This window comes from Dactylosporangium sp. CA-152071, assembly GCF_050936335.1.
In the GTDB taxonomy this organism is placed as follows: domain Bacteria; phylum Actinomycetota; class Actinomycetes; order Mycobacteriales; family Micromonosporaceae; genus Dactylosporangium; species Dactylosporangium maewongense.
This window is the reverse complement of record NZ_JBNJMZ010000002.1, coordinates 3,790,988-3,812,914: the sequence shown is the minus strand read 5'-3', so window position 1 is coordinate 3,812,914 and position 21,927 is coordinate 3,790,988. Positions and strand designations below refer to the sequence as shown.

The following is a 21,927-nucleotide window of genomic DNA, read 5'->3' as shown; positions in this document are numbered from 1 at the left end:
CGCTTCGTCCGGCAAATCCGATTTTTGCGATTTGGGCGGCGAATCGGGTCCTAGCGGCACCAGAATCATGCGGTGCGGGGGATGCGGGTGCTGGTCACCGACGACGGGCGGTGGCGGCTGGAGGTGCGGGCGCGCGGCGTCGACGTGTACGACCGCGGGGCGCAGTCGGCCCGCAAGACGCGGGTCGGGGCGCTGGTGCTCCGGCAGGCCGACCTCGACCGGGCCGTACGGTTCCTGCTCGACCACGGCGCCGACGTGGACACCCTGCACGAACGCTGACCACGCTCACGCCGTGGCGAGGGCCGGCGGGGCTCGACCGCCTTCTCGACGGGATCGGGAAGAAGGGCTACAGCCTGCCGACGGCCCCGTAGACGGACACGTCCGCGGGCGTCAGTGCCGGGTCCGGCGCGGTGTCGGGGCGCCACTCGTGCACCGCGACGACGCCCGGGTCGACCAGCGTCAGCCCGTCGAACAGGGCGCCGAACTCGGCCTCGGTCCGCGGCCAGATGTCGGTCTGCCCGGCGGCGAGCATCCGGTCGTACACCTGCGAGATCTGCGGCGGGAGGAAGTCCTTCGTCGCGTTGCTGGCGACGAGGTAGCTGCCCTCGGGCAGGGCGGCGAGCAGCTCCCGCACGATCGGCGCGCCGGCGCCCTCGCCGTGGATGAAGTGCAGGACCGCGACGAGCATCAGGCCGATCGGCCGGGTGAAGTCCAGCGTCGCCCGCAGGTCGGGGTGGGCGAGGATGCGGCCCGGGTCGCGCAGGTCCGCCTCCAGGTAGGCGGTCCTGCCCTCGGGGGCGCTGGTCAGCAGTGCCCTGGCGTGGACCATGACCATGGGGTCGTTGTCGACGTAGACCACCCGGGCCGACGGGTCGATCGCCTGGGCGACCTCGTGCGTGTTGCCGGCGGTCGGCAGGCCGGTGCCGATGTCCAGGAACTGGCGGATGCCCGCCTCGCCGGCCAGGAACCGCACCGCGCGGCCGAGGAAGCGCCGGTTCTCCCGGGCCGCGATCGGCGCGCTCGGCCAGGCCGCGGCGATCGCGTCGGCGGAGGCACGGTCGGCGGCGAAGTTGTCCTTGCCGCCGAGCCAGTAGTTGTACCGCCGCGCGGGGTGGGCGACGCTGGTGTCGATCCGGTCCATGGACACGCGCCAAACTGTATACGCCCTTCGTCAGGAGGCCCGGATCGCGGCGGCCATCTTCGCGGGGTCGTGACCCGGGCGGACCCCGTCGAACAGGATCGCGGAGCCGGCGATGTGGTCCGTGCGCAGCGGCAGGATCTCCTGGTAGGCGGGGGAGTCGTACCAGGAGCGGGCGGCGGAAAGCGTTGGGAAGGCGATGACCACGACCGTGCCGGGCCAGTCGCCCTCACGGACCTCCACGTCGGGGCCGTGGGCGATGAACGTGCCGCCGAACGGGTCCAGCGTCGCCTGGATGCGCTCCAGGTAGACCAGGACGTCCTCGTTGATCGTCGGGGTGTGCAGGTGCGCGAGCGCGTATGCCGTCATGCCCCCGATCCTCGCCCGCCGGAGGTAGCCGGGTCGATTACCCCGGAGGTCATGTCCAGCAGCATCGCCGCGGTACGGCTGGCGACATCACCGATCGCCGCGCCGCGCATGACGGCGCGGACGGAGGCGCCGTCGAAGAGCATCAGCAGCTGCGTGCCGAGCTGCTCCGGGTCCGGAGCGCCGAGCAGGGCGGCCTGGCGCTGGAAGTACCCCTCCAGCTGCTCCTTGAACTCCAGCGCGACGCGGCTGGCCTGGTGCGACGCGTCGTGCAGCTCGATCGTCGTGTTGGCGAACGGGCACCCGTGGAAGCCTGGTGAGCCCGCCTGCTCCTCCAGCGTCGTGAACACGTGCAGGATCCGCTCGCGCGGCGACGGAGCCGTGTCCTCGGGGGCGAAGTAGCGCGCGACGGTGGCGGGTCCGTGCACCCGCAGGGCCTCGGCGACCAGGTCGTCCTTGGTGGCGAACAGCTGGTACATCGACCGCTTCGACACGCCCGCGGTCTGGCACAGGCGCTCGACGCCCACCGCGCCGACACCCTCCGCATAGAACAGGTCGGCGGCGGCACGCAAGAGGCGGTCCCGTGTCGGAGAGGTCACACCCCAATCGTAAACCGATCGGTTTATGGTTGCCATCGGGAGCGGAAACCGATCGGTTTCCGCCACGGCCGGAGGGAGCGGACATGGATCTCAAGCAGGCAGTGGTGCTGGTGACGGGCGGCAACCGGGGCATCGGCAAGGCCCTCGTGGCGCAGGCGCAGGCGCGGGGCGTCCGGAAGGTGTACGCCGCGGCCCGCGACCCGCGCACGGTGACCGCGCCGGGGGTCGAGGCCGTCGCGCTCGACGTGACCGACCCCGAGTCGGTGCGGCGGGCGGCCGAGCGCACCGGCGACGTCACCGTCCTGGTCAACAACGCCGGCATCTACGTCGGCGCCAGCTACGTCACCGGCGACCTGGTGGACATCCGGCGCGAGTTCGAGACGAACTTCTACGGCCCGCTCAACGTCACCCGAGCGTTCGTGCCGCAGCTGCTCGCCAACGGCGGCGGCCGGATCGTCAACGTGCACTCGGCGCTGTCGTGGGTGGCGCTCGGCGGGTCGTACAGCGCGACCAAGGCCGCCCTGTGGTCCGCCAGCGACGCGCTGCGCCTGGAGCTCGCGCCGCGCGGCATCGGGGTCACGGGCCTGCACGTCGGCTACGTCGACACCGACATGGCCGCGTCGGTCGACGCCCCGAAGATCAGCCCGGACGCGGTGGCGGTCCAGGTCTTCGACGCGATCGAGCAGGACCGCGACGAGGTCCTCGCCGACGACACGTCCCGCGGTGCGAAGCGGTCGCTGACCGCGGAGCCGGGCGAGCGGTACGCGCGGGTGGCAGCATAGGACGCATGGGTGCATACCGGTCGACGGGCGAGTTCAAGCGGGACCAGAACTACATCACCACCCGCATCACCGCCGACGGACGGGACGGCTACCCGGTCGAGCCCGGCCGCTACCGGCTGGTGGTGAGCCGGGCCTGTCCGTGGGCGAGCCGGGCGATCATCGTGCGGGAGCTGCTCGGGCTGCAGGACGTCCTCTCGATGGGCGTCTGCGGCCCGACGCACGATCCGTGCAGCTGGACCTTCGACCTCGACCCGGGCGGGCGCGACCCGGTGCTCGGCATCGAGCGCATCCAGGACGCGTACTTCGCCCGCTTCCCCGGCTACGAGCGCGGCATCACCGTGCCGTGCGTCGTCGACGTCACCACCGGCCAGGTCGTCACCAACGACTACGCGCAGATCACCCTGGACCTCTCCACGGAGTGGGCGGAGTTTCACCGGCCCGGTTCGCCGCAGCTGTACCCGCCGGCCCTGCGCGAGGAGATCGACGAGGTCAACGCGCTGGTCTTCAAGGACGTCAACAACGGCGTGTACCGGGCCGGGTTCGCCGGCACGCAGGAGGCGTACGAGGCCGCCTACGAGCGGCTGTTCGCCCGGCTGGACTGGCTGTCGGAGCGGCTGTCGACCCGGCGGTACCTCGTCGGCGGCCAGATCACCGAGGCCGACATCCGCCTGTTCACCACGCTGGTCAGGTTCGACGCGGTCTACCACGGGCACTTCAAGTGCAACCGGCAGAAGCTCACCGAGCTGCCGGTCCTGTGGGACTACGCCCGCGACCTGTTCCAGACCCCGGGCTTCGGCGACACGGTGGACTTCGAGCACATCAAGCGCCACTACTACGAGGTCCACCGCGACATCAACCCGTCGGGCGTCGTGCCCCTCGGCCCCGACCTGTTCGGCTGGCGGCTGCCCCACACCCGGGCCTCGCTCGCCTAAGCTGCCGTGGTGGAGAAGATCACCATCATCACGGGCGGCAGCAGGGGCATCGGCGCCGCCACCGCCGTCCGGCTCGCCGCGGACGGGCACCGGATCGCCGTCGGGTACCAGCAGTCCGCCGCCTCGGCCGCCTCCGTGGTCTCCGCCGTGGCGGCCGCCGGCGGCCACGCGGTCGCCGTGCAGGTCGACACGTCGGTGGAGGAGGACGTGGCCCGGCTCTTCGCGACCGCGGCCGCCGAGCTCGGCCCGGTCACCGGCCTGGTGAACAACGCCGCCGTCACGTCCCCGATGGGCCCGTTCGCCGACCTGCGCACCGCCGACCTGCGCCGCGTCGTCGACGTCAACTTCGTCGGCGCCTTCCTGTGCGCCCGCGAGGCCGCCCGCGTCCTGCCCCGCGGCGGCGCGATCGTCAACGTCTCCTCGGGCGCCGCCACGCTGGGCAGCCCCGGCGAGTACATCCACTACGCCGCCACCAAGGCCGCCGTCGACACGCTGACCGTCGGCCTGGCGAAGGAGCTCGGCCCGGCCGGTATCCGCGTCAACGGCGTCGCCCCCGGCATCATCCGCACCGAGATGCACGCCGTCTCGGGCGACCCGGACCGCGCGGAGAAGGCCGGCCCGAACCTCCCGCTCGGCCGCCCCGGCGAGCCCGCCGAGATCGCCGAGGCGATCGCCTGGCTGCTCAGCGACGCCGCGTCGTACGCCACCGGCACCACGATCCGCGTCGCCGGCGGCCGCTGACGCCCCTTCGCGGGGGCTACCCGCGGAGGATGGCCTCGAGGGTGTCGTACATGGTGTCGCCGCGGCCGTGGTCGCCGAGGCGGCGGGTGACGTACGCGAGGCTGTAGCCCAGCGACTCGTCGTGCCCGGCGGAGGAGCCGCCGATGCCGCCCATGCCGAACCAGGAGCCGTCGCGGCGCCAGCCGAGGGTCCAGGTCGCGTCCTCCTCCAGGAGCCGGTCGACGCCGACCGCCTGGGGGGCGAGCGCCTCGGTGAGCAGCGGTGCGGGCAGCAGGCGGGGCAGGGCCTCGTAGAAGGCGGCGAGGCCGCGGGCGGTCGCGTGGCAGTTGACGGCGGGCAGCTCGCCGGTGCGCCAGCGCTCGCCGTTGACGACGTCGGTGGCGAGCAGCTCGACCGGGCCGAGCGCGCGGGACCAGAGCTCGCCGTGGCCGGACAGCTGGCGCTCGGGCCAGTCGGGGGTGGCGTGCTCGACCTCGGCGCAGCGGGCGCCGTCCGCGGTGGACAGTCCGAAGTGGACGTCGAAGCCGAACGTGCGCACGACCTCGCCGACCGTCTCGCCGGTGGCGCCGAGGAGGATCTCGCCGAGGATGGTGCCGTACGTGAGGGCGTGCTCCCCGAACGCCGTCCCCGGCTCCCACTCCAGCGGCGTGGCCGCGATCGCCGCCGCGAACCGGGAGCTGTCGAGAATTTCGGAAATGTCGGGAAGGGGGAAGGCGGCGGAACTGGGGTGCGGGTCGCCGCCGGCCGGCGGTAGGGGAGCGGCCGCGGTGGCGGCCGAGCGGGCCGCGGGCAGGCCCGCCTGGTGGGACAGGGCGTGGCGGACGGTGGCGGACGGGTGGGGGAACGCCTTCCAGTACGTCGCGATCGGCGCGCCCAGGTCGATCCTGCCGTCGGCGATCCTGCGCAGCACGGCCATCGCGGCGACCGGCTTGCCGGCGGAGAACACGGTCGACAGCGTGCCGGGCTCCCACGGGCGGGTCCTCGCCGCGTCGGCCCAGCCGCCCCACAGGTCGACGACGAGTGCGCCGCCCACGTGGGCCGCGACCGACGCGCCGGTCTCCGCGCCCGAGCTGAACAGGTCCTCGAACGCCGACCGGACCGCCTCGAACCCGGGTGCGACGCTGCCCCGCACGATGTCTGTCACGCGCCGCACCCTACCGGCGCCCCGACGGCACGCGCCCGGAATTACTCCCTGTCGCCGCCGCGGGTGGTGTACAGCGAAGCCTCGAACCTCCGTTTCAGCGCCGGGACCCGGTCGGTGGTCCGCAGGAACGCCCGCTGGCCGGCCAGGGCCAGTCGCCCGATCACCGGCCGGTGGACCAGCTGGTCGCCGCCGGTGCGGGCCTTCGAGGCGGCCACGGCGGCGAAGCCGTAGTCGAGCATCTGCCGCTCGTACACCCGCGGCGAACGACTCCCGGAGGTCAGTGCCCGCACGAGGTTGTGGGCGTCGCGCAGCGCGGTGTTGGCGCCGACACCCTGGCCGGGGGTCATGGTGTGGATGGCGTCGCCGAGCAGCGTGACGCGGTCGGTCGGCCACGCCGGCACCGGCACCGACGTGCGGATGTTGATCGGGAAGCAGGTGGCGGGGTCGATGAGCGTGAAGAGCCGCCGCAGCGCCGGGCTCCACCGCGGGGTCATGGCGAGGGTCTGCGCGATCAGCCGCGGGCCGTCGAGGCCGGTGACGTCCGCGGGGAAGCGGTCGCGGTGCGCGAAGACGCCCCAGTTGATGTGGTCGACCGTCGGGTCGCCGGGCACGGGCGAGCCGCCGCCGGGGCCCACGGGAACTCCATGACGTGCAGGACGCAGGCCATGCCCCGCGGGGCGAGGACCAGGCCGATGCCGGGGAACACGCCCTCGGGCAGCAGCGCCCGCGTCTCGCCGGTGAGCGGCACCTTCCCGCCGATCGCCACGACGCCGGAGTCCTCGACGCGGGCGTGCGGCAGCTTCTGGGCGCGCACCCGCGAGTTGGTCCCGTCGGCGCCGACGAGCAGGTCGCCGGTGACCGAGCTGCCGTCAGCGAAATATGCCGTTATTTCGGTTTCGTTCTGTTCATAGTGGGTGAAGTCGCTGCCGAAGCGGACGACGTCGGTCATGCCCGTGTAGAGGACCTGCCGCAGCGTCATCCGGCTGACGGACTTCTCGTCGTTGACGTCGTCGGTGGGTGTCCGCAGCGGCACGGTGAGCGTGCGGCGCAGCCGCTCGTCCAGGAACGCGAACGTCTCCGGCGGCCGGGCGCAGGTGCGGGGTCACCGTCCGCCCGACGCCGCACGCGCACCGGGTCGTCGCGGAGATCTACGGCCCGATCGTCGCCGAGGGGCAGGAGCACCTCGCCCGGTACGACGACGCGACGCTGCGCCACATGGTCGAGTTCATGTCGTTCGCCACCGAACAACAGCACCGGCACGCGGCCCGGCTCGCGGAGTGACCCGCGGACGCTGGTAGCGGCGCGGGTGCGGTCGGATATCGGTCCGCGCGCTGTTTGCGTGGATCTCCTACAGTCTTCGTGTGACCGACGTGCCGCCGCAGATCCCCGACCACGCCGACGGCGCCTCGCAAGCCGTTCCCCCTGCCCCGATCTGGGCGTCCAACGCCGCGCCTTCCGCGCCTTTCGTGGCTTCCGCGCCTTTCGCGGCTTCTGCTGGTGGCGCAGCGGGGATCGATGACGACGGCGGGCCGCCGCGGGCGCCGATGGTCGACCCGGGTCCGCCGTGGGTGCCCGGCGACGAGGGGCCCGGGCCGCAGCCCTCGCAGCCATCGCCCGACGGTGTCGACGACGGGCCGCCACCGGGGCTGTGGCAGAAGATGCGGGCCGACCCCGAGTACGCGCCGGAGCACCTCGCGCTCGAGGCCGTCACCAGGATCGGGCCGAAGATGGTCCTCGAACTGCAGAAGCTGCGCGCCCAGAACCCGGGCGCCCCGCCGGAGGCCATCGCGAGCATGGTGGCATACCGGTACACCAACCACGCCCGGCTCTCCGGGGCGGTCTCCGGCGCCGTGGGGCTGGCCGGGGCGGTGCTCGACGTCGGCGTGCTCGCCTGGACGCAGGCGAAGATGGTGCTGCTCATCGCCGTCGCGTACGGGCACGACCCGGCCGACCCCGAACGGGCCACCGAGCTGCTCGTCCTGCAGGGCGTCCACAAGTACACGCAGACGGCCCGCACCGCGCTGCAGGTCGCGCGCGGCCGGGAGGGCATCGGGGCGCTGCTGCCGGACAAGCGCCGGCCGATCAACCAGATGCTGCTGACCCTCGGCCTCAAGCTCGCCCAGATGGCCGGCGTCAAGGCCGCGAAGCGCATCTTCGCGAAGATCGTCCCCGGCGCCGCCATCATCCTCGGCAGCTTCGCCAACGCGGGCGCGACGAAGGCCCTCGCGAAGAAGGCGATCGAGCTCTACGGCCGCCCGGCGCTGCCGATGCAACGCCCGCCGATGCAGCTGCCGCCCGCCCCGAAGCGCATCTGACTCACTCCGGCACCCTGATCAGGTGCCCCGCCTGCCGCGCGACGGACTCCATCGTCGCGCGGTACTCGGCCCTGGTCATCGTGCCGTCCAGCAGTTCCCGGGCCGCCGCGGCCTCAACGTCGTGCTTTTGCCCACCGCGCTCCGCTTCGGCCACCATCAGGTGCCGGGCGATCAGGACGCAGTAGACCACCGCGACGAGCGCGGCCACGAACATCGTCGCGAACATCCTGCAGACCCTACGGTCACGCCCTCACCCGGCCCGGCGCAGCGTCGCAAAGACGACGACGTTGCCACGGTACGACCGCCGCAGCCGATCGAACGTCCCACCGCACGTGATGAGCCGCAGCACCGGCCGGTCGACCGCGCCGTAGACCTCGTCGGACGGGAACTGCGCCTTCGCGTACTCCTCGACCCGGTCCACCCCGAACACCGCCGTGCGCCCGTCGGCCCTGCGCACGCTGACCTCGTCGCCCGGCCGCAGGTCCCGCAACCGGTAGAACACCGCCGGCCCGTCACTCCTCGTGTCGACGTGCCCGAGGACCACCGCCGGCCCGACCTCCCCGGGCGCGGCGAGCTGCCGGTACCACCCCGCCGGCGCCTTGGCCCGCAGCGGCGGCACCTCGATCGTCCCGTCAGGGTTGAGCCCGAGCCCCATGAGCGCCGTGCTGACCCCGATCGCCGGGATCTCGAGGTGTACGGGCACCGAGAACCCCATCCCCACCGCCGCGCCGCCCCCGCCGACCCCTGTCCCGGCGCCTGACGAGGAGCCAGACGCGGGGCCGGTGGTGGGGTCGGAGGCCGCGGCCGTCGCTCGGACGGACACGCGGGGGCCGGGCGGCCCGAGCACCTCCTGATCGGCTGCCGCGGCGGCCTGCTCGGTGCGACGCTGCGGCTCCTCCGCCGGCGCCGCCCCGACGATCACGAGCGCGAGCCCGGCCACGGCACAGACAGCGGTCACGACGTCGAGGGCCCGCCTCCGCCGCCGGTCCTCCATCGCCGCCCACCGCTCCCGCCCCCGCCCGACAACCCGCACTACAGCGCCCTCCGCTGCGGTGCCGTCCTTCGCGCTGTCCTGGGTGGCGGGGCTCTCTTCCTTCCCGTTCTGCGCGGCGGATGCCTTCTCCGTCTTCCCTCCCCGGACAAATCCGAAATGTCGGATAAGTCCGGCGCTCGCGCCCGGACTTATCCGGGGTGGGGCGGTGGCATCCGTCGGGGTGGGTGGTTCGGGGTGCATCAGCGCCAGCCGGAAGCCGGGCGGAGGCGGAAGACGGTCAGGGCCGCGGCGATGAGGAGCAGGGCTATGCCTGTGCCGGCGAGAAGAGGGTTGCGCATGCCGAGGCCTCCGCCGCCGCCCGTTCCGGGGGCGCCGCTGGGGGTTGCGGGGGCGCCTGTCGAGCTGGCGCCGGTGGGGGTGGCAGTCGAGTTGCCTGTCACGCCCGCCGAGCTGCCGGCCGCGCCACCCGTCGCGCCACCCGTCGCACCGCCCGTCGCGCCGCCCGTTGGGTTGCCGGCCGCGCCACCCGTTGCGCCGCCCGTTGCGTTGCCGGGGGCCTTGGAGCTGCCGCCCGCGGTCGTCGAGGTGCTGCCTGCGCCGCTCGTGCCTGTCGGGGAACCGGTTCGGGTGGGGGCGGGCGGGGAGGCGGTGTGGGACGCGGTCGGGGTGGTGCCCGGGGCGGCGCCGTTGCGGTTGGTGCGGTTCGCCACGCAGTACGACAGCAGCAGCACCAACAGGACCAGCAGTGCGACCGCGAGGACCGCGGCCACCATGCGGCGCTCGGCGAGGGGGCGCCGGGCGTGTGATCGCCTCACGGGTGTGGACATCGAGCCATCCCTCCGTGCGGCGTCGCCGGGCGTGTGGTGGGTGGTACCCAACCGTCAGCGTGGCATAACCGCCGGTCGATAGCACCTGTCGCCCGAAGGTGGGCGAGCCGCGCCCGAGGTCAGCCGGTTGCGGTGGGGGAGCGGCGCGCGGCCGCGGCGCGGCGGTCCCACAGCACCAGGAGCCCGATCCCGGCGCGCAGCGACACGGCACCCACCAGCACCCACACGATCCATGGCATGGCTCACCTATGCCCGCGGCGTCGATGAATCAACCGGGGCTATTCGAAGAGCGAGTGGTGGCCGCCGCGGGCCCGGCGGCGGCGCTGCACGACGACGAGGTCGACAGCGGCGACGGCGGCGAGGACCACGAACGCCCACGCGGGCAGTGGCAGGTGGGCGCGGAAGAGCAGCACCGCGAAGGCGATCGAGGTGACGAGGCCGAACGTGGCCAGCACCAGGCGCAGGTTCAGCGGGCTGTAGGGGTGCCCGACGGTCCCCCTCCGCCGCGGCGGTTGCGCGTCGAGAGGCATACCGGTCACGTACCCGTCCCGGGAGCGGCCCAACCGGTTGAAGCCGGCCGGTACCGTGACCAGGTGCCAACACATGGTCGAAGGCCCGCGGCGTGAGCGGGCCGGAGCGGAGGGCTGCGAACCATGGGGGCAGTGGTTGGCTCGCGGCGGCGCCGGAGCGAAGCGGAGGTGACGGCGTGAGCGGGAGGCTGCGGGAGATCGCCCGGCAGACCGTCGCGATCGCCGAGGCGGGGGAGTACCGCACCGAGGCCGGCGGCGTCGTGGACATCGGCCCGGCGGTGCGGGCCGCCGTAGCCGGGACGAGGCTGCACCTGCCGGACGAGACCCTGCCGCCGCCGCAGGGCGGGCCCACGAAGGCGAGCATCGCGGTCACGGGCGAGTCGACGCTGGCCGCCGCCAGAAGGTTGGGCGACGAGGTGGCGTGCCTGGTGTTCGCGTCGGCGAAGAACCCGGGCGGCGGCTTCCTCGGCGGCGCGGTCGCGCAGGAGGAGAGCCTGGCCCGCGCCTCGGCGCTGTACCCGTGCCTGCGGGCGGCGCCCGAGTTCTACGCGTTCCACCGTGAGCAGCGGGACCTGCGCTACAGCGACCGGGTCATCCACTCGCCGAGCGTGCCGGTGTTCCGCGACGACAAGGGCCGGCTGCTCGACGTGCCGCACCGCGCCGCGTTCCTGACCTCCGCCGCGCCGAACCTGGGCGCGATCCTGCGCAACCAGCCGGGCGACGCCTGCGACGTCCCGGCGATCCTGCACCGCCGGGCCCGTCGCGTCCTCGCGGTCGCGGCCGCGCACGGTCACCGCAGGCTGATCCTCGGCGGCTGGGGCTGCGGGGTGTTCCGCAACGAGCCGGCCGACGTGGCCGGGGCGTTCGCCGCCGCGCTCGGTGAGGTCGACCGGTTCGACGAGGTGGTCTTCGCCGTGTACGACCGGGTCAGCGGCTCCCCGGTCCGCGCGGCCTTCGCGGCCGTCTTCGGCGGGTAGCAGGGGAGTTGCCATGCGTTCACCAGGCCGGTGCGGGTCGGTTCGCGACCGTGGGCGGCAACGGGCCATCTGTAGAATTGGCGCCCGGATCAGGCGCAATGCAGGAATTGGGCCGATTCACGCCCAGGGGCCCGTCAGGTATGTTCCGTCGGTCGCACGAGCGGTAGGAGCGGAATGAGCGTGAACCAGGCAGCCTGCGAGGACGCCGCCCCGGACACCGTGGCGGCCGTGGCGGCCGAGGCGATCGAGGAGACCGGCAGGAGCGCTGTGCTGGGCTCCTCGCTGCCCCGGATGCTGCTCGCGATCGCCGTCGCGGTCACCGTGGTGGTGCTCGGCATCACGCACTGGTCGACCGTCAGCGCGGGCGTCGCCGGGCTCGCCCGGGCCAACAGCGCCTGGCTGGTCGTCGCCGCCCTCGGCACCGCGTCGATCTGGGTGGCCGGCACGGTGACGCAGATCGGCTCCATGTCGCTGCGGCCGCCGGTCGGCCGGCTGCTGGCGGTACAGGTGGCGGCATCGTTCGCCAATCACGTGCTGCCGGCCGGTTCGGGCGGGATGGGCATCAACATCCGGTTCCTGCGCAAGCACGGTCTCGGCCCGGGCGCCGCGGTCGGATCCGTCGGGCTCAACACGCTCGTCGGCGCGGTCACGCACACGCTGCTGCTCGTGGTGGCCGTCGCGATCAGCCCGTCGCTCGCCCGCGGCATCCACGTGCCCGGGTCGTGGCGCGACTCCGTGGCACGGGCCGCCGGGCCGGCCGGTTGGACCCTGCTCGCCATCTGCGGCCTGGCGCTCGCGGCGGGCCTCGCGGCCGCCGTGCGCCCGGCGTGGCGCCGCCGGATGGCGGAGCGGACGGTCGCGGCGGGTCGCCGGGTCGGCGAGGAGCTGCGCCGCCTCTGGGGCGTGCTGCGCGATCCCTACCGGGCCGCCGCCCTCTGGCTCGGGTCGTTCTCCACGCCCCTGCTGCACGCGATCATCCTGTACGCGGTGCTGCGCAGCCTGGGCGTGGCGGTGACGATCGGCACGGCCGTCGTGCTCTACCTGGTGGTGTCGACGCTGTCGGCGTTCGTGCCGTCACCCGGCGGCATCGGCGCGCTCGACGTCGCCATGCTGGCCGGCCTGACCGCGATCGGCGTCTCCTCCGCGGTCGCGCTCGGTGCGGTGGTGGGGTACCGCCTGATCACGGTGTGGGTGCCGCTGCTGCCCAGCGCCTTCGTCCTGGCGGTCCTGCTGCGCCGCCGCATCATCTGACACCGGGACCGACCGCGCCGCTGCCCGGTCGTGCGCCGCGGAGTCCGACGGTTCGTGCCGCCACGGTGTCCGCCCCGGTGCCGCGGAGTCTGACGACGCGTCCCGCCGCGACGGCGTCCGGTCGGGCGCTGCGTGCCGCGATGTCCGGTCATGCGCCGCGTCCGACGGTTCGTGCCGCCATGGTGCCCGCTCCGGCGCCGCGGAGTCCGGCGACGCGCCACGCCACGACGGCGCCCGGTCCGGCGCACCGGACGTCGACCCGCCGCGCAACGACGTGGAGTCCGGTGTGCCGGACGGCGACCCGGCGCGCAAGGACGGCGTGCCGGACGGCGAACCGCCGCGCCACGACCGCCAGACGCGCGACGGCCAGGTGGTGAGCCGGTCCGGCAACGGCGGCAGCGCCGGGGCGAGCGCGACCGCGGCCAGCCCGACGGCGACCCCGGCGACGACGTCAAGGACCCAGTGGTTGGCGGTGACGACCACGACGACGCCGGTGGTCGTGGGGTACAGGTAGCACAGCGCCCGCCACCTGTGCAGCCCGCGGGCCGCCAGGAGCGCCGCCGCGACGCTCGCGGTCCAGACCGCCCACGCCAGGTGCAGCGACGGCATCGCCGCGTACTGGTCGGCGGGCACCTGGCCGCCGTGGTCGAGGCTGAAGCCGGCCTCACGGATCGTGTCGACGTAGCCGCCGCCGGGCATCAGCCGCGGCGGCATGACCGGCAGCAGGTAGAAGACGGTCATCCCGGTCACGTTGGTGATGACCAGGGCGTTGCGCATCGGCCGGTACAGCTCCGGCCCGGCGATGTAGCACCAGATGAGCGCCGCGAGCGCCACGCCGATGTGGGCGAACTGGTACCAGTACACCGCGGCCAGGGCGAGCGGCGGGTGGTCGGTCAGCCACCGGTTGGCGGCCAGCTCCCAGTCCAGGTGCAGCAGCCGCTCGATCGAGAGCACCTCGGCGCCGTGCCGGTGCGCGGGTGCCTCCCGGACCGCGGCCAGGGAGCGGATCAGGTCGTACACCTTGACCAGCAGCACCACGATCAGCAGCTCGCCCAGGATGTTGGGGCGGCGCCGCCGGGTGGCCGGAGCGGTGACAGGGCGTTCCGTGACGGGGTTCAGGGTCACGCCGCCGCCTCCGCTGCGCTCCGGAGCCGGCGCGACCCGGCACTGTGCCAATGGTGACCGGGCACTCCGCTGCGCTCCGGCCCGGTCACGCGCGGGCGCCGATCGGAGCGCGGTGCGCCGCGGCGGCCAGGTCGTACATGCTGGTGGTCCGGGCGAGGACGTCCGGCCACGCGACCGGTGGCGACGTCGCCAGGTTGTGCGCGGCGATACGGCCGCGCCGCTCCGGATCGGTGGCGAGCGCGGCGATCGCGTCGGCCATCGCGGCGTCGCTGTCGACCAAGACACCCTCCCTGCCATCGGTGATGAAATGGCCGATTCCGCCCTCGGCCCGCGCGACCACGGGAAGCCCGGCGCACCGGGCCTCCAGCGCCGCGATCCCGAAGGACTCCAGGATCGCCGGCGCGACGAACAGGTCGGCCTGCGCGAACAGCGACCTGATCTGCGACCGGGACAGCCTACCGGGCAGGCTCACCCATCCGGCCATTCCGTGGCGACGCAGGTAGCGCTCCATCGCCGGGCGGCGCGGGCCGTCGCCGGCGATCACCGCCCGCAGGCCGGTCGTCTCGGGCAGCGCCAGCCGGGCCCGGCGCAGCATCCGCAGCAGCTGCAGCGGGCGCTTGCGGGCGGCCAGGCGCATCACGGCGACGACCAGCACGCCCCGCGGGTCGGTGGGGTGCGGCTGGATCCGCCACCGGTCGGCGTCGATGCCGTTGGGCAGCACGTGCACCTGCGCGGGCCACACCAGGCGCCGCAGGGGCTCCGCGGCGACGTCGCTGACCGCCGTCCACACCGCCGGCCAGCGCGACCAGCCGGCGGCGCCGTCGAGGGCCCGGAACGCGTACTCCAGGTGTGACAGCAGTGAGTGGATCGTCACGACCGTCGGGACGCGCTCGGCGAGCCCGGCGGCGGCGAAGGCGAGCGGCGAGGCCGGCCCGGCGTGCACGTGCAGCACGTCGTACCGGCCGGACAGCAGCAGCGAACGGCCCGCCCGCAGCACGCCGGGGCGCACCTCGGCGGGCAGCACGAAGAGCCGCTCCGACAGCCGGTGCACCCGCAGCTCACCGTCGTCCGCGGAGGTGCCGGGCGTGGTGGTGACGATCTCGACGTCGTGGCCGGCCGCCTGCTGACGGAGGGCCAGGTCGTGCACGTGCATCTCGATGCCGCCGAGACGGGGAAGGTAGAAGTCGGTGACGTGCGCGATTCTCATGAACTGCGGCTCCGAGGTGGTGACGGCCGACGTCCCGGGAGAGATGGGAGCATTGGCCGGTGCCGTACACGATGGTGTCGTTTCATGCGCATCCCGACGACGAGGCGCTGCTGACCGCCGGGACCCTCGCCCGGGCCGCCGCGGAGGGGCACCGCGTGGTCCTCGTCGTCGCCACCGCCGGAGGGGCCGGGCTGGCGTCCTCGGCGGTGCTCGCGGAGGGGCCCCTCGCGCGGCGCCGCCTGGCCGAGCTGCACGCGTCGGCGGAGGCGCTCGGCTGTGCCCGGGTCGAGTGCCTCGACTACGAGGACTCCGGGATGGCCGACGCGCCGTCCGGGGCGGCCGGCGCGTTCGCCGACGCGGACCCCCGGGAGGCGGCCGGGCGGCTGGCCGCGCTGCTGGCGGAGGAGCGCGCGGACGTGCTGACCGTCTACGACCCGGCCGGCGGCTACGGCCACCCCGACCACGTGCAGGTGCACCGGGTCGGGACCCTCGCGGCGCAGCTCGCCGGGACGCCGGTGGTGCTGGAGGCGACGGTCGACCGGCGGCTGCTCCAGCGGGTGCTGCGCGCCGTGCACTGGCTGCCTGGCGTGCCGGCGGACTTCCACCCGGCGCGCTTCGCCGGCACCTTCGCCGACCCGGAGCGCATCACGCACCGTGTCGACGTGCGCCGCTACGCCCCGGCCAAGCGCGCGTCGATGGCCGCGCACGCCAGTCAGGCCGGCGCCGACACCGGCCGGCGCACGCTGGAGATCCTGCAGAAGCTGCCGCGGCCGCTGTTCCGGTTGCTGATGGGGCGCGAGTGGTTCGTCCAGCACGGCCGGGCACCCGGCCGTCCCCTGATCGACGACGTGTTCGCCGGTCTGCGGGACGGCAGGTGACCCGTTTCCCCGAGCAGGCAATGCGCCCCCGATCGTCGATCGCCCCTTGCGTCCGCAACCCAACGATCAGCGAACCGCTGGGGAATTGTAGGTGGTCCGCAGCCGACGCAGGGGGTAGGCACACCCCCTGATCGTCACGTTGTGCTCAGATGCGGGGCCCGGATGCCGAATCTGCCGGGGTGGGAGAACCGCGCCGGTCGATGATCCTCGCCCGGGACAGGACGGCCGCGACGCGCGCCGTCGCGTACTTCCTCATGCTCGGCGGCGCGGTGGTCGGGACCTGCGCATTGCTGGTCCCCGGCTTCGCCGGCAGCGCCGCGGGCATCGTCGCGACGGTGATCACCGCGGGCGCGATGATCTTCGCCGGGGCGTGCTGCCGGCTGGTTCCGCAGCGGGTTCCAGAGCCGTTCTGGGTCGCTGTGCCGATACTCGGCGTAGCGATCATCGGTGGGCTGAATCTCGCCACCGAGGACGTGAGCGTCAGCGCACACCTGTACTATCTGTGGCCGCTCATCTACGCCGCGACGTTCCTGCGCAAGGACGTGGCGTACGCGCTGCTCGCCGCGGCGAGCGTGACCGACGCCGCGGTGACGTTCACGCTGCAGCCGGTGGGGGTCGGGCTCACCGACGTCGCGGCCCTCGTCACCGCGTACTGCGTGCTGACGGTCGTGGTGACGAAGCTGCGCAGCCGCGAGGACGCGCTCGTCACGATGCTGGAGCGGCAGGCGACCACCGACCCGCTGACCGGCCTGCCCAACCGGCGGCGGCGGGCGTTCGACCGTGACCTCGCCACCGCGCTGGACGCGGCCCGGACGACCGCCGCCGAGCACTGCCTGCTCATCGTCGACGTCGACCACTTCAAGACCATCAACGACACGTGGGGGCACGCGACCGGCGACGCCGTCCTGGTCCAGGTCGCCGCGGCGCTGCGCGACGCGGCCGCGGACGGTGCCGTCGCGGCCCGGCTCGGCGGTGACGAGTTCGCCGTGATCGTCGAGGGTGGCGTGCCGGTGGCGCGGCGCATCGCGGCGGCGGTGCGGGCCGCGGTCGCCGGGATCACCGACCTGCCCGACGGGCTGCCGACGCTGAGCATCGGCCTCGCGTCCACCCGGTCCGGCGCCACGAAGGCGGAGGCGCTGCTCGCCGCCGCCGACCGCGCCCTGTACGACGCGAAGGTCCGCGGCCGGGACCGGGTCTCGACCGTGGAGGCCACCCCGCGCCGGCGGTCGCACGTCCCGAACAGGTAGCCACCCGGCCAGTCCCGCGACTATTGACATGTTCCGATCTCGACCCGATGCTGTGAGAGCGCTCTCAGTTAAGAATCTTCACAGATTCGGTACTGGGCGCATGGCGAACCCAACGTCGCGACGGCCCTGCCCGGCCGCCACCGGGCGCGACCGGGGCTGTCCAGCGGAACCGAGGAGCCACCTTGCGCACCACGAGAAGGCTGCTGCGCGCAGCCGCAACCCTCCTGCTGGCGGTACCGGCCATATTGACGGCCGGCACCGCCGCGCAGGCGATCGGGCCCAACCTGCTGCCCATGACCGTCACCAACTCGACCGGCCGCGGCGACGCCGTCTACCTCTACGTGCTCGGCGTCAACCTGAGCACCGGGCGGCTCGGCTACGTCAACTCGGCCGGCACGTTCAACAACTGGCCGGCGGGCGGCCTCCCGCCGACCCCGGCGCCCGACGTGTCGATCGCGGGCCCCGGCAACGGCGGCTCGAAGGTCATCCAGATCCCGCGCGGGCTGTCCGGCCGGGTGTACTTCTCCCTCGGCCAGCGGATCAACTTCTACCTCACCCCGGACGGGCTCGTGCAGCCCGCGCCGTGGGCGGGCGGGGACTCCAACCGCGACATCCTCTTCGACTGGAGCGAGTTCACCTACAACGACTCCGGCCTGTGGCTCAACAGCTCGCAGGTCGACATGTTCGCGGTGCCGCACGCCGTGACCGTCACCGGCGCCACGGGCGCGACGAAGCGGACCGGTGACCTCGTCGCCGGCGGCCGCGACGCCGTCATCAACGGCATCCGGAACCAGGCCGGCTGGGGCGGCTCGATCTACACCCGCGGCGACGGCACCGTGCTGCGCGTCCTCGCCCCGGGCAAGGCGGCCGAGGCGGGCGGGCTCAGCTCCACGTACCTCGACTCCTACATCAACTCGGCGTGGGGCGCCTACGCGTCGAAGACCCTCACCGTGGTGCCCTTCGGCGACCAGCCGAACACGAAGTACTTCGGGCGGGTCTCCGGCACGACCATGAACTTCACCAACTCCGCCGGCCAGCAGGTCGCGTCGTTCCAGCGGCCGACGAGCGCCGACGTGTGGGGCTGCGCCGGCCGCCTCGCCGCGCCCAACGACCTCGTCGTCGGGCCGATCTCCCGCACGCTGTGCGCCGCGCTCAACCGCGGCACGCTCGGCACCATCGACACCCAGCCCAGCACCAACGCGGCGGACTTCTACAAGAACAACCCGACCAACCAGTACGCCAAGATCATTCACGCGAACATGGTCGACGGCAAGGCGTACGCCTTCCCCTTCGACGACGTGGGCGCCTTCGAGTCCCTCGTGCACGACGGCGACCCGCGGGCGGCCGGCATCGTGCTCACCTCGTTCACCGGCGGCGGCAACCCGCAGCCGACCGGCAACCGCATCATCAGCAACATGAACAACAAGTGCGTCGACGTGCCGTCGTCGAACTTCACCGACGGCAACCAGCTGCAGATGTGGACCTGCAACGGCACCGGCGCGCAGAACTGGACGTTCGTCGGCGACACCATCCAGGCCGGCGGCAAGTGCATGGACGTCGCGGCCGGGTCCCTCGCCAACGACGCGAAGATCCAGATCTGGACCTGCAACGGCACCGGCGCGCAGCGCTTCACGCTCAACGCCGCGGGCGACATCGTGAACCTGCAGTCCGGCAAGTGCCTGGACATCCAGTCCTTCAACAGCGCCGACGGCGCGAAGCTCATCCAGTGGACGTGCACCGGCAGCTCCAACCAGAAGTGGCGCCGGGGCTAGGTCCTCCGCGGAGTCGCCTGCACCTGACAGGGGGAACGTGGTCCCGGCCCGCCAGCCGAGACCACGTCTCTCACCGTGGAACGTCAGTGTCGCCGGACGGTTGTCAGAACGTGCCGGCGGTGTTGCACTTGGCCTTCTGGACGATGCAGTCCTTCACCCGCTGGCCGAGGGCCACGTTGTCCCAGGCGAAGAAGTTGTCGCCGTGCATCGACGACGCCATGCCCGACGCGAGGGTGTAGCCGTCCGCGCTGCCGTGCGTGTTGTAGTCGATGACGAAGGAGACGTTCGGGATCGCGACCGGGAACGCCCCGCCGCACTGCCCGTTGACCAGGTTGGTCGACACGTGCGACTTGTGGTCGGGGCTGTCCAGGTTGATCCCGTCCCAGCAGTCCTGGAAGACGAGCTGGAAGGTGAGGTTGGCGGTCTGCGCGCAGATCGGCCAGTTGCCGTCGGCGCTGCGCCCGATCTCGCCGCCCGGACCCGCGCACCAGAACTGGCCCGGCGCGCCGGACGGGGTCGCCACCTGCCGCTTGGCGTCACCGGCGATCATCCGGAAGCCCTGCGGGAACGGCACCGTCTTCGTCGGGTCCTGCAGGCGCGAGCCGTAGTACACGGTCACGCCGCGCGGCTCGATGGCCACGCCCCGCTCGTACAGCGTCGGGATCCAGTAGGCGGAGTGGTCGAGTGCCGGGCCGCAGCTCGACGACGTGTTCGCCAGCAGTGACTCGGTGGTGGTGTTGGCGTTGGTACCGCGGTTGCCCAGGAAGCTGTGCATGTGCGACGCGCCCGGCAGGCCGGGGAAGACGATCGGGTCGTCCTTGAACGAGTGGCTGTAGGTGCACGCGGCGTTGAACTCCGAGACCCGCACGGCGTTGGCGGGCGCCGGGTGCATGGTCATCGCGTTGAACTGCGCGAGCTGCGCGGCCCACTTCGCCTGGTCCATCTTGATCCAGCCGGCGCCGGACGACGCGCTGCCGGTCGGCGTGGGCTGGACGCCGCCGGTGCCGAACACCTGGAACTCGAACAGCGACACCCCGTACTGCGTGGCGCGGACCGTGGTGTTCAGCCGCACGTACCGGCCGGATCCGTTCACGGTGAGCGTCTGCACGCCGCCCGTGCCGTTGGTGGTGGTGTTGATCGTCGTCCACGAGGTGCCGTTCGCGGACGTCTGGATGGTGAAGCCGCGCGCGTAGGCGGCCTCCCAGTTGAGCACGACCTTGGTGATCGTGGCGGTCGCGCCCAGGTCGACCTGCAGCCACTGCGGGTCGCTGAACGCGCTCGACCACCGGGTGCCGGTGTTGCCGTCGACCGCGTTGGAGGCGGGGGTGCCCCCGTTCTCGGTCGAGGACGCCGTCGTCGGCCGGCCCTGTGACAGCGGGGTCTCGGCGGCGTCGGCGGACTGCAGGGCCTGGGCGGTGAGGAACGTGCCGACCAGCGCGGTGAGCGCGGCACCGAGCACCAAGGTGCGCAGCCGTGTTCTGCCCGCGAGGGCACTACGGGACATGACGGGTCCTCCGGTTCTGCGGGAACGGCCGGGGGCGGGGCCCGGCCGGCACCGGGCCCGTGGCAGCGGGCCCAGCGAATGATCTTGCAAGAGAGCGCTCTCTGTAGTTTCACAGTGAACCTCGTACGGGATCGGTGTCAATGGATTCCGACAAATGGGAGAGCGCTCTCCAAGAATCCGCTTTCCCGCAGCCCGTACGCGTGTGTGACCGTCCACGCACCGCGACCACCCCTCACCTCGGTGTCGAGGGAGCGCTCTCCGCGGCGCGGTCCCTGCGAGGGAGTGGCGCTTCCGGTCGCAGGGACGACAGACACAGCGGGGTCACAGCGAACGCGGAAGGTCGGCACACGTTCGGTCCGTATCCGGGACGAACATCGTGGAGAACACGTCGCGGATCGCGGCGGACAACGACGCGGTGTTCGCGGGTCGGGGTCGTCGACGCGAACCATCTCGTGTTCGTCGTCGTCGACGGGCGCAGCAGCGGATACAGCGCCGGGGTCACCATGACGACGTGGTCTGCGCGGACGCCGACGGGCAGCATCGGGTCGAGGACGTCCTGCGGGTGGCGGCGCACGTACGGCGGACGCGGCGGACGACCCTCGGCGTGCGGTGGTTCACCGGGCCGGTGCCGCTGCGCAGCCGGGTCGGCAACGCGCTGACCAGGGTGTGCTTCGCGGCCGTCACCGGCAGCCGGGTCCAGGACACGCAGATGAAGGATCTCCCGTGGACGACTTGATGATCATCGGTGTCGACCTGGTCGCCATCGCCGTACTGACCTTCGGGGTGTACTTCCCCCGCCACCACCGCCGGGACCTCGTCGTGGCGTTCCTGGGGGTGAACCTCGGCGTCCTCGCCACCTCGATGGTGCTCGGCTCGTCGTCGGTCGGCGCGGGCCTCGGCCTCGGCCTGTTCGGGGTCCTGTCGATCATCCGGCTGCGCTCCAACGAGATCGCCCAGCACGAGATCGCCTACTACTTCGCCGCCCTCGCGCTCGGCCTGCTCGCCGGGCTCAGCCGGTCATCTCCAGCGACGACGGCCTCAACGCCTCGGGCTCCTCCAGCAGCTCATCCGGCGGCGACTCGTCTGGCGGCGGCACGGGTGCGCAGGGCGGGCCCGGCGGGCGGCAGGGCGGCGGCGGGGGCTTCGGTGGCGGCGGCGGTGGGGAGGAGGTCGGCGACTTCACGGCCACGATCACCGGCGGCACCCTCGTCAACGGCAGCTTCACGATCAGCGGCGGCGTCCTCGCCGCGGCCGGCAGCTCCGGCATGGTGGTCGCGCCCGGCACCGACTCCCCGCAGGGCTGGCTGTCGGCGACCTTCACGGGCACCGTCGCCGCCGGCACCGCCGTCCAGGTCGTCGACGGCTCGGGGAAGGTGGTCGCCACGTTCGTCACGTCGAAGGCGACCCAGAACCTCGTCTACTCCGCACCCGGGATCACCGGCGGCAGCCAGTACAAGATCTACACCGGCGGGACCCCGACCGGCACCTCCACCGGCGGCCTCGCCCGGGGCGGCACGCTCGGCTCGGCCACCCTGGCCGTGACGGTCACCGCCGGTCAGGCACCGGCCGGCGGGGGGATGGGCGGCCGCTAGGCGGGC

General features: G+C 73.2%; 25 protein-coding genes and 2 pseudogenes. 13 read left to right on the top strand and 14 right to left on the bottom strand.

Annotated features, from left to right (window positions below; all coding sequences use genetic code 11):
* The first annotated feature begins 72 nt into the window (after nucleotides 1-72).
* Entirely contained in the window at nucleotides 73-279 is a 207-nt protein-coding gene (locus ACQEVZ_RS57075) for a hypothetical protein (RefSeq protein WP_344504779.1), read from the top strand.
* A 67-nt stretch (nucleotides 280-346) separates the two neighbouring features.
* On the opposite strand, the gene ACQEVZ_RS57070 is transcribed toward ACQEVZ_RS57075, so the two are convergent.
* From ACQEVZ_RS57070 to ACQEVZ_RS57060, 3 genes are read right to left on the bottom strand one after another with little or no spacing between them, the layout of a single operon-like run.
* On the bottom strand, nucleotides 347-1,141 hold the full coding sequence (locus ACQEVZ_RS57070; protein WP_344504813.1) for an SAM-dependent methyltransferase: 795 nt from the start codon (nucleotides 1,139-1,141) through the stop codon (nucleotides 347-349).
* Between the two features lie 30 nt (nucleotides 1,142-1,171).
* Nucleotides 1,172-1,507, bottom strand: coding sequence for a DUF1330 domain-containing protein (locus tag ACQEVZ_RS57065; RefSeq protein WP_344504780.1), 336 nt, complete (start codon nucleotides 1,505-1,507; stop codon nucleotides 1,172-1,174).
* Nucleotides 1,504-2,103 carry a TetR/AcrR family transcriptional regulator gene (locus ACQEVZ_RS57060; protein WP_433384726.1) on the bottom strand — a complete coding sequence of 200 codons (600 nt, stop codon included), beginning with the start codon at nucleotides 2,101-2,103 and terminating at the stop codon, nucleotides 1,504-1,506. The genes ACQEVZ_RS57065 and ACQEVZ_RS57060 overlap by 4 nt, the downstream gene beginning before the upstream one ends.
* A gap of 83 nt (nucleotides 2,104-2,186) precedes the next feature.
* On the opposite strand from ACQEVZ_RS57060, the gene ACQEVZ_RS57055 reads away from it, so the two are divergent.
* From ACQEVZ_RS57055 to ACQEVZ_RS57045, 3 genes are read left to right on the top strand one after another with little or no spacing between them, the layout of a single operon-like run.
* Nucleotides 2,187-2,885: an SDR family oxidoreductase gene (locus ACQEVZ_RS57055; protein ID WP_344504782.1), complete on the top strand. Its 699-nt coding sequence runs from the start codon at nucleotides 2,187-2,189 to the stop codon at nucleotides 2,883-2,885.
* A 5-nt stretch (nucleotides 2,886-2,890) separates the two neighbouring features.
* Entirely contained in the window at nucleotides 2,891-3,817 is a 927-nt protein-coding gene (locus tag ACQEVZ_RS57050) for a glutathione S-transferase family protein (protein ID WP_433384723.1), read from the top strand.
* A gap of 9 nt (nucleotides 3,818-3,826) precedes the next feature.
* Nucleotides 3,827-4,558 (top strand): SDR family oxidoreductase, encoded by a 732-nt coding sequence (locus ACQEVZ_RS57045; RefSeq protein WP_354891025.1) that lies wholly within the window; start codon nucleotides 3,827-3,829, stop codon nucleotides 4,556-4,558.
* 16 nt (nucleotides 4,559-4,574) lie between these two features.
* On the opposite strand, the gene ACQEVZ_RS57040 is transcribed toward ACQEVZ_RS57045, so the two are convergent.
* The 3 genes from ACQEVZ_RS57040 to ACQEVZ_RS57030 are packed head-to-tail and all read right to left on the bottom strand — an operon-like array spanning nucleotide 4,575 to nucleotide 6,735.
* Nucleotides 4,575-5,702, bottom strand: a complete 1,128-nt coding sequence (locus ACQEVZ_RS57040; RefSeq protein WP_433384720.1) for a serine hydrolase domain-containing protein — start codon at nucleotides 5,700-5,702, stop codon at nucleotides 4,575-4,577.
* A gap of 41 nt (nucleotides 5,703-5,743) precedes the next feature.
* Nucleotides 5,744-6,196 carry an FAD-dependent oxidoreductase gene (locus ACQEVZ_RS57035; RefSeq protein ID WP_433386198.1) on the bottom strand — a complete coding sequence of 151 codons (453 nt, stop codon included), beginning with the start codon at nucleotides 6,194-6,196 and terminating at the stop codon, nucleotides 5,744-5,746.
* Nucleotides 6,197-6,213: 17 nt separating this feature from the next.
* A complete protein-coding gene (locus ACQEVZ_RS57030) occupies nucleotides 6,214-6,735 on the bottom strand; it encodes an FAD-dependent monooxygenase (protein WP_433384717.1) in 522 nt (173 codons plus the stop codon).
* A 328-nt stretch (nucleotides 6,736-7,063) separates the two neighbouring features.
* Here ACQEVZ_RS57030 and ACQEVZ_RS57025 point away from each other — a divergent pair, with 328 nt between their 5' ends.
* Entirely contained in the window at nucleotides 7,064-8,017 is a 954-nt protein-coding gene (locus ACQEVZ_RS57025) for an EcsC family protein (protein WP_433384715.1), read from the top strand.
* A gap of 1 nt (nucleotide 8,018) precedes the next feature.
* Here the strand turns inward: ACQEVZ_RS57025 and ACQEVZ_RS57020 are convergent, their stop codons facing one another.
* From ACQEVZ_RS57020 to ACQEVZ_RS57005, 4 genes are all read right to left on the bottom strand, one after another.
* Nucleotides 8,019-8,243, bottom strand: coding sequence for a hypothetical protein (locus tag ACQEVZ_RS57020; RefSeq protein WP_433384713.1), 225 nt, complete (start codon nucleotides 8,241-8,243; stop codon nucleotides 8,019-8,021).
* 24 nt (nucleotides 8,244-8,267) lie between these two features.
* A complete protein-coding gene (locus ACQEVZ_RS57015; RefSeq protein WP_433384711.1) occupies nucleotides 8,268-9,050 on the bottom strand; it encodes a class F sortase in 783 nt (260 codons plus the stop codon).
* Between the two features lie 200 nt (nucleotides 9,051-9,250).
* Nucleotides 9,251-9,838: a hypothetical protein gene (locus tag ACQEVZ_RS57010; RefSeq protein ID WP_433384708.1), complete on the bottom strand. Its 588-nt coding sequence runs from the start codon at nucleotides 9,836-9,838 to the stop codon at nucleotides 9,251-9,253.
* A 278-nt stretch (nucleotides 9,839-10,116) separates the two neighbouring features.
* On the bottom strand, nucleotides 10,117-10,368 hold the full coding sequence (locus ACQEVZ_RS57005; RefSeq protein WP_360559109.1) for a DUF6343 family protein: 252 nt from the start codon (nucleotides 10,366-10,368) through the stop codon (nucleotides 10,117-10,119).
* 176 nt (nucleotides 10,369-10,544) lie between these two features.
* Between ACQEVZ_RS57005 and ACQEVZ_RS57000 the strand changes: the two genes are divergently transcribed.
* Nucleotides 10,545-11,345, top strand: coding sequence for a TIGR02452 family protein (locus tag ACQEVZ_RS57000; RefSeq protein WP_433384705.1), 801 nt, complete (start codon nucleotides 10,545-10,547; stop codon nucleotides 11,343-11,345).
* 174 nt (nucleotides 11,346-11,519) lie between these two features.
* A complete protein-coding gene (locus tag ACQEVZ_RS56995; protein ID WP_433384702.1) occupies nucleotides 11,520-12,596 on the top strand; it encodes a lysylphosphatidylglycerol synthase transmembrane domain-containing protein in 1,077 nt (358 codons plus the stop codon).
* Nucleotides 12,597-13,016: 420 nt separating this feature from the next.
* On the opposite strand, the pseudogene ACQEVZ_RS56990 reads toward ACQEVZ_RS56995, so the two are convergent.
* Nucleotides 13,017-13,550, bottom strand: a pseudogene (locus ACQEVZ_RS56990) (phosphatase PAP2 family protein); the annotation flags it as partial.
* Nucleotides 13,551-13,806: 256 nt separating this feature from the next.
* On the bottom strand, nucleotides 13,807-14,928 hold the full coding sequence (locus ACQEVZ_RS56985; RefSeq protein WP_433384699.1) for a glycosyltransferase family 4 protein: 1,122 nt from the start codon (nucleotides 14,926-14,928) through the stop codon (nucleotides 13,807-13,809).
* Between the two features lie 59 nt (nucleotides 14,929-14,987).
* On the opposite strand from ACQEVZ_RS56985, the gene ACQEVZ_RS56980 reads away from it, so the two are divergent.
* The 3 genes from ACQEVZ_RS56980 to ACQEVZ_RS56970 all read left to right on the top strand — a co-directional run bounded on the left by ACQEVZ_RS56980 (nucleotide 14,988) and on the right by ACQEVZ_RS56970 (nucleotide 18,825).
* The gene (locus tag ACQEVZ_RS56980; RefSeq protein WP_344504794.1) at nucleotides 14,988-15,806 is read left to right on the top strand and encodes a PIG-L deacetylase family protein; all 819 of its coding nucleotides are present in this window, start codon (nucleotides 14,988-14,990) and stop codon (nucleotides 15,804-15,806) included.
* 179 nt (nucleotides 15,807-15,985) lie between these two features.
* Complete coding sequence (locus tag ACQEVZ_RS56975; RefSeq protein ID WP_433384695.1) at nucleotides 15,986-17,053, top strand: GGDEF domain-containing protein; 1,068 nt, start codon at nucleotides 15,986-15,988, stop codon at nucleotides 17,051-17,053.
* Nucleotides 17,054-17,235: 182 nt separating this feature from the next.
* Nucleotides 17,236-18,825 carry a beta-1,3-glucanase family protein gene (locus ACQEVZ_RS56970; protein WP_433384692.1) on the top strand — a complete coding sequence of 530 codons (1,590 nt, stop codon included), beginning with the start codon at nucleotides 17,236-17,238 and terminating at the stop codon, nucleotides 18,823-18,825.
* Nucleotides 18,826-18,928: 103 nt separating this feature from the next.
* Here ACQEVZ_RS56970 and ACQEVZ_RS56965 read toward each other — a convergent pair whose 3' ends face one another.
* Nucleotides 18,929-20,329, bottom strand: coding sequence for a DUF1996 domain-containing protein (locus tag ACQEVZ_RS56965; protein WP_433384689.1), 1,401 nt, complete (start codon nucleotides 20,327-20,329; stop codon nucleotides 18,929-18,931).
* Between the two features lie 511 nt (nucleotides 20,330-20,840).
* Between ACQEVZ_RS56965 and ACQEVZ_RS56960 the strand changes: the two genes are divergently transcribed.
* Both ACQEVZ_RS56960 and ACQEVZ_RS56955 read left to right on the top strand, forming a co-directional pair.
* Nucleotides 20,841-21,065, top strand: coding sequence for a hypothetical protein (locus ACQEVZ_RS56960; RefSeq protein ID WP_433384686.1), 225 nt, complete (start codon nucleotides 20,841-20,843; stop codon nucleotides 21,063-21,065).
* A pseudogene (locus ACQEVZ_RS56955) lies at nucleotides 21,065-21,304 on the top strand (DUF4956 domain-containing protein); the annotation flags it as partial. The gene ACQEVZ_RS56960 and the pseudogene ACQEVZ_RS56955, both read left to right, overlap by 1 nt.
* A gap of 34 nt (nucleotides 21,305-21,338) precedes the next feature.
* Here the strand turns inward: ACQEVZ_RS56955 and ACQEVZ_RS56950 are convergent.
* The gene (locus ACQEVZ_RS56950; protein ID WP_433386250.1) at nucleotides 21,339-21,596 is read right to left on the bottom strand and encodes a hypothetical protein; all 258 of its coding nucleotides are present in this window, start codon (nucleotides 21,594-21,596) and stop codon (nucleotides 21,339-21,341) included.
* Here ACQEVZ_RS56950 and ACQEVZ_RS56945 point away from each other — a divergent pair.
* A complete protein-coding gene (locus ACQEVZ_RS56945) occupies nucleotides 21,595-21,921 on the top strand; it encodes a hypothetical protein (protein WP_433386248.1) in 327 nt (108 codons plus the stop codon). The genes ACQEVZ_RS56950 and ACQEVZ_RS56945 overlap by 2 nt on opposite strands.
* Nucleotides 21,922-21,927: the final 6 nt, after the last annotated feature.

Bases quoted from the DNA above. Each gene is read 5' to 3' on its own strand.
- ACQEVZ_RS57070 (WP_344504813.1), bottom strand. From the start codon at position 1,141: ATGGACCGGATCGACACCAGCGTCGCCCACCCCGCGCGGCGGTACAAC.
- ACQEVZ_RS57065 (WP_344504780.1), bottom strand. From the start codon at position 1,507: ATGACGGCATACGCGCTCGCGCACCTGCACACCCCGACGATCAACGAG.
- ACQEVZ_RS57055 (WP_344504782.1), top strand. From the start codon at position 2,187: ATGGATCTCAAGCAGGCAGTGGTGCTGGTGACGGGCGGCAACCGGGGC.
- ACQEVZ_RS57050 (WP_433384723.1), top strand. From the start codon at position 2,891: ATGGGTGCATACCGGTCGACGGGCGAGTTCAAGCGGGACCAGAACTAC.
- ACQEVZ_RS57035 (WP_433386198.1), bottom strand. From the start codon at position 6,196: ATGACCCCGCGGTGGAGCCCGGCGCTGCGGCGGCTCTTCACGCTCATC.
- ACQEVZ_RS57020 (WP_433384713.1), bottom strand. From the start codon at position 8,243: ATGTTCGCGACGATGTTCGTGGCCGCGCTCGTCGCGGTGGTCTACTGC.
- ACQEVZ_RS57010 (WP_433384708.1), bottom strand. From the start codon at position 9,838: ATGTCCACACCCGTGAGGCGATCACACGCCCGGCGCCCCCTCGCCGAG.
- ACQEVZ_RS57005 (WP_360559109.1), bottom strand. From the start codon at position 10,368: ATGCCTCTCGACGCGCAACCGCCGCGGCGGAGGGGGACCGTCGGGCAC.
- ACQEVZ_RS56995 (WP_433384702.1), top strand. From the start codon at position 11,520: ATGAGCGTGAACCAGGCAGCCTGCGAGGACGCCGCCCCGGACACCGTG.
- ACQEVZ_RS56985 (WP_433384699.1), bottom strand. From the start codon at position 14,928: ATGAGAATCGCGCACGTCACCGACTTCTACCTTCCCCGTCTCGGCGGC.
- ACQEVZ_RS56965 (WP_433384689.1), bottom strand. From the start codon at position 20,329: ATGTCCCGTAGTGCCCTCGCGGGCAGAACACGGCTGCGCACCTTGGTG.
- ACQEVZ_RS56945 (WP_433386248.1), top strand. From the start codon at position 21,595: ATGGTGGTCGCGCCCGGCACCGACTCCCCGCAGGGCTGGCTGTCGGCG.
- ACQEVZ_RS56950 (WP_433386250.1), bottom strand. From the start codon at position 21,596: ATGCCGGAGCTGCCGGCCGCGGCGAGGACGCCGCCGCTGATCGTGAAG.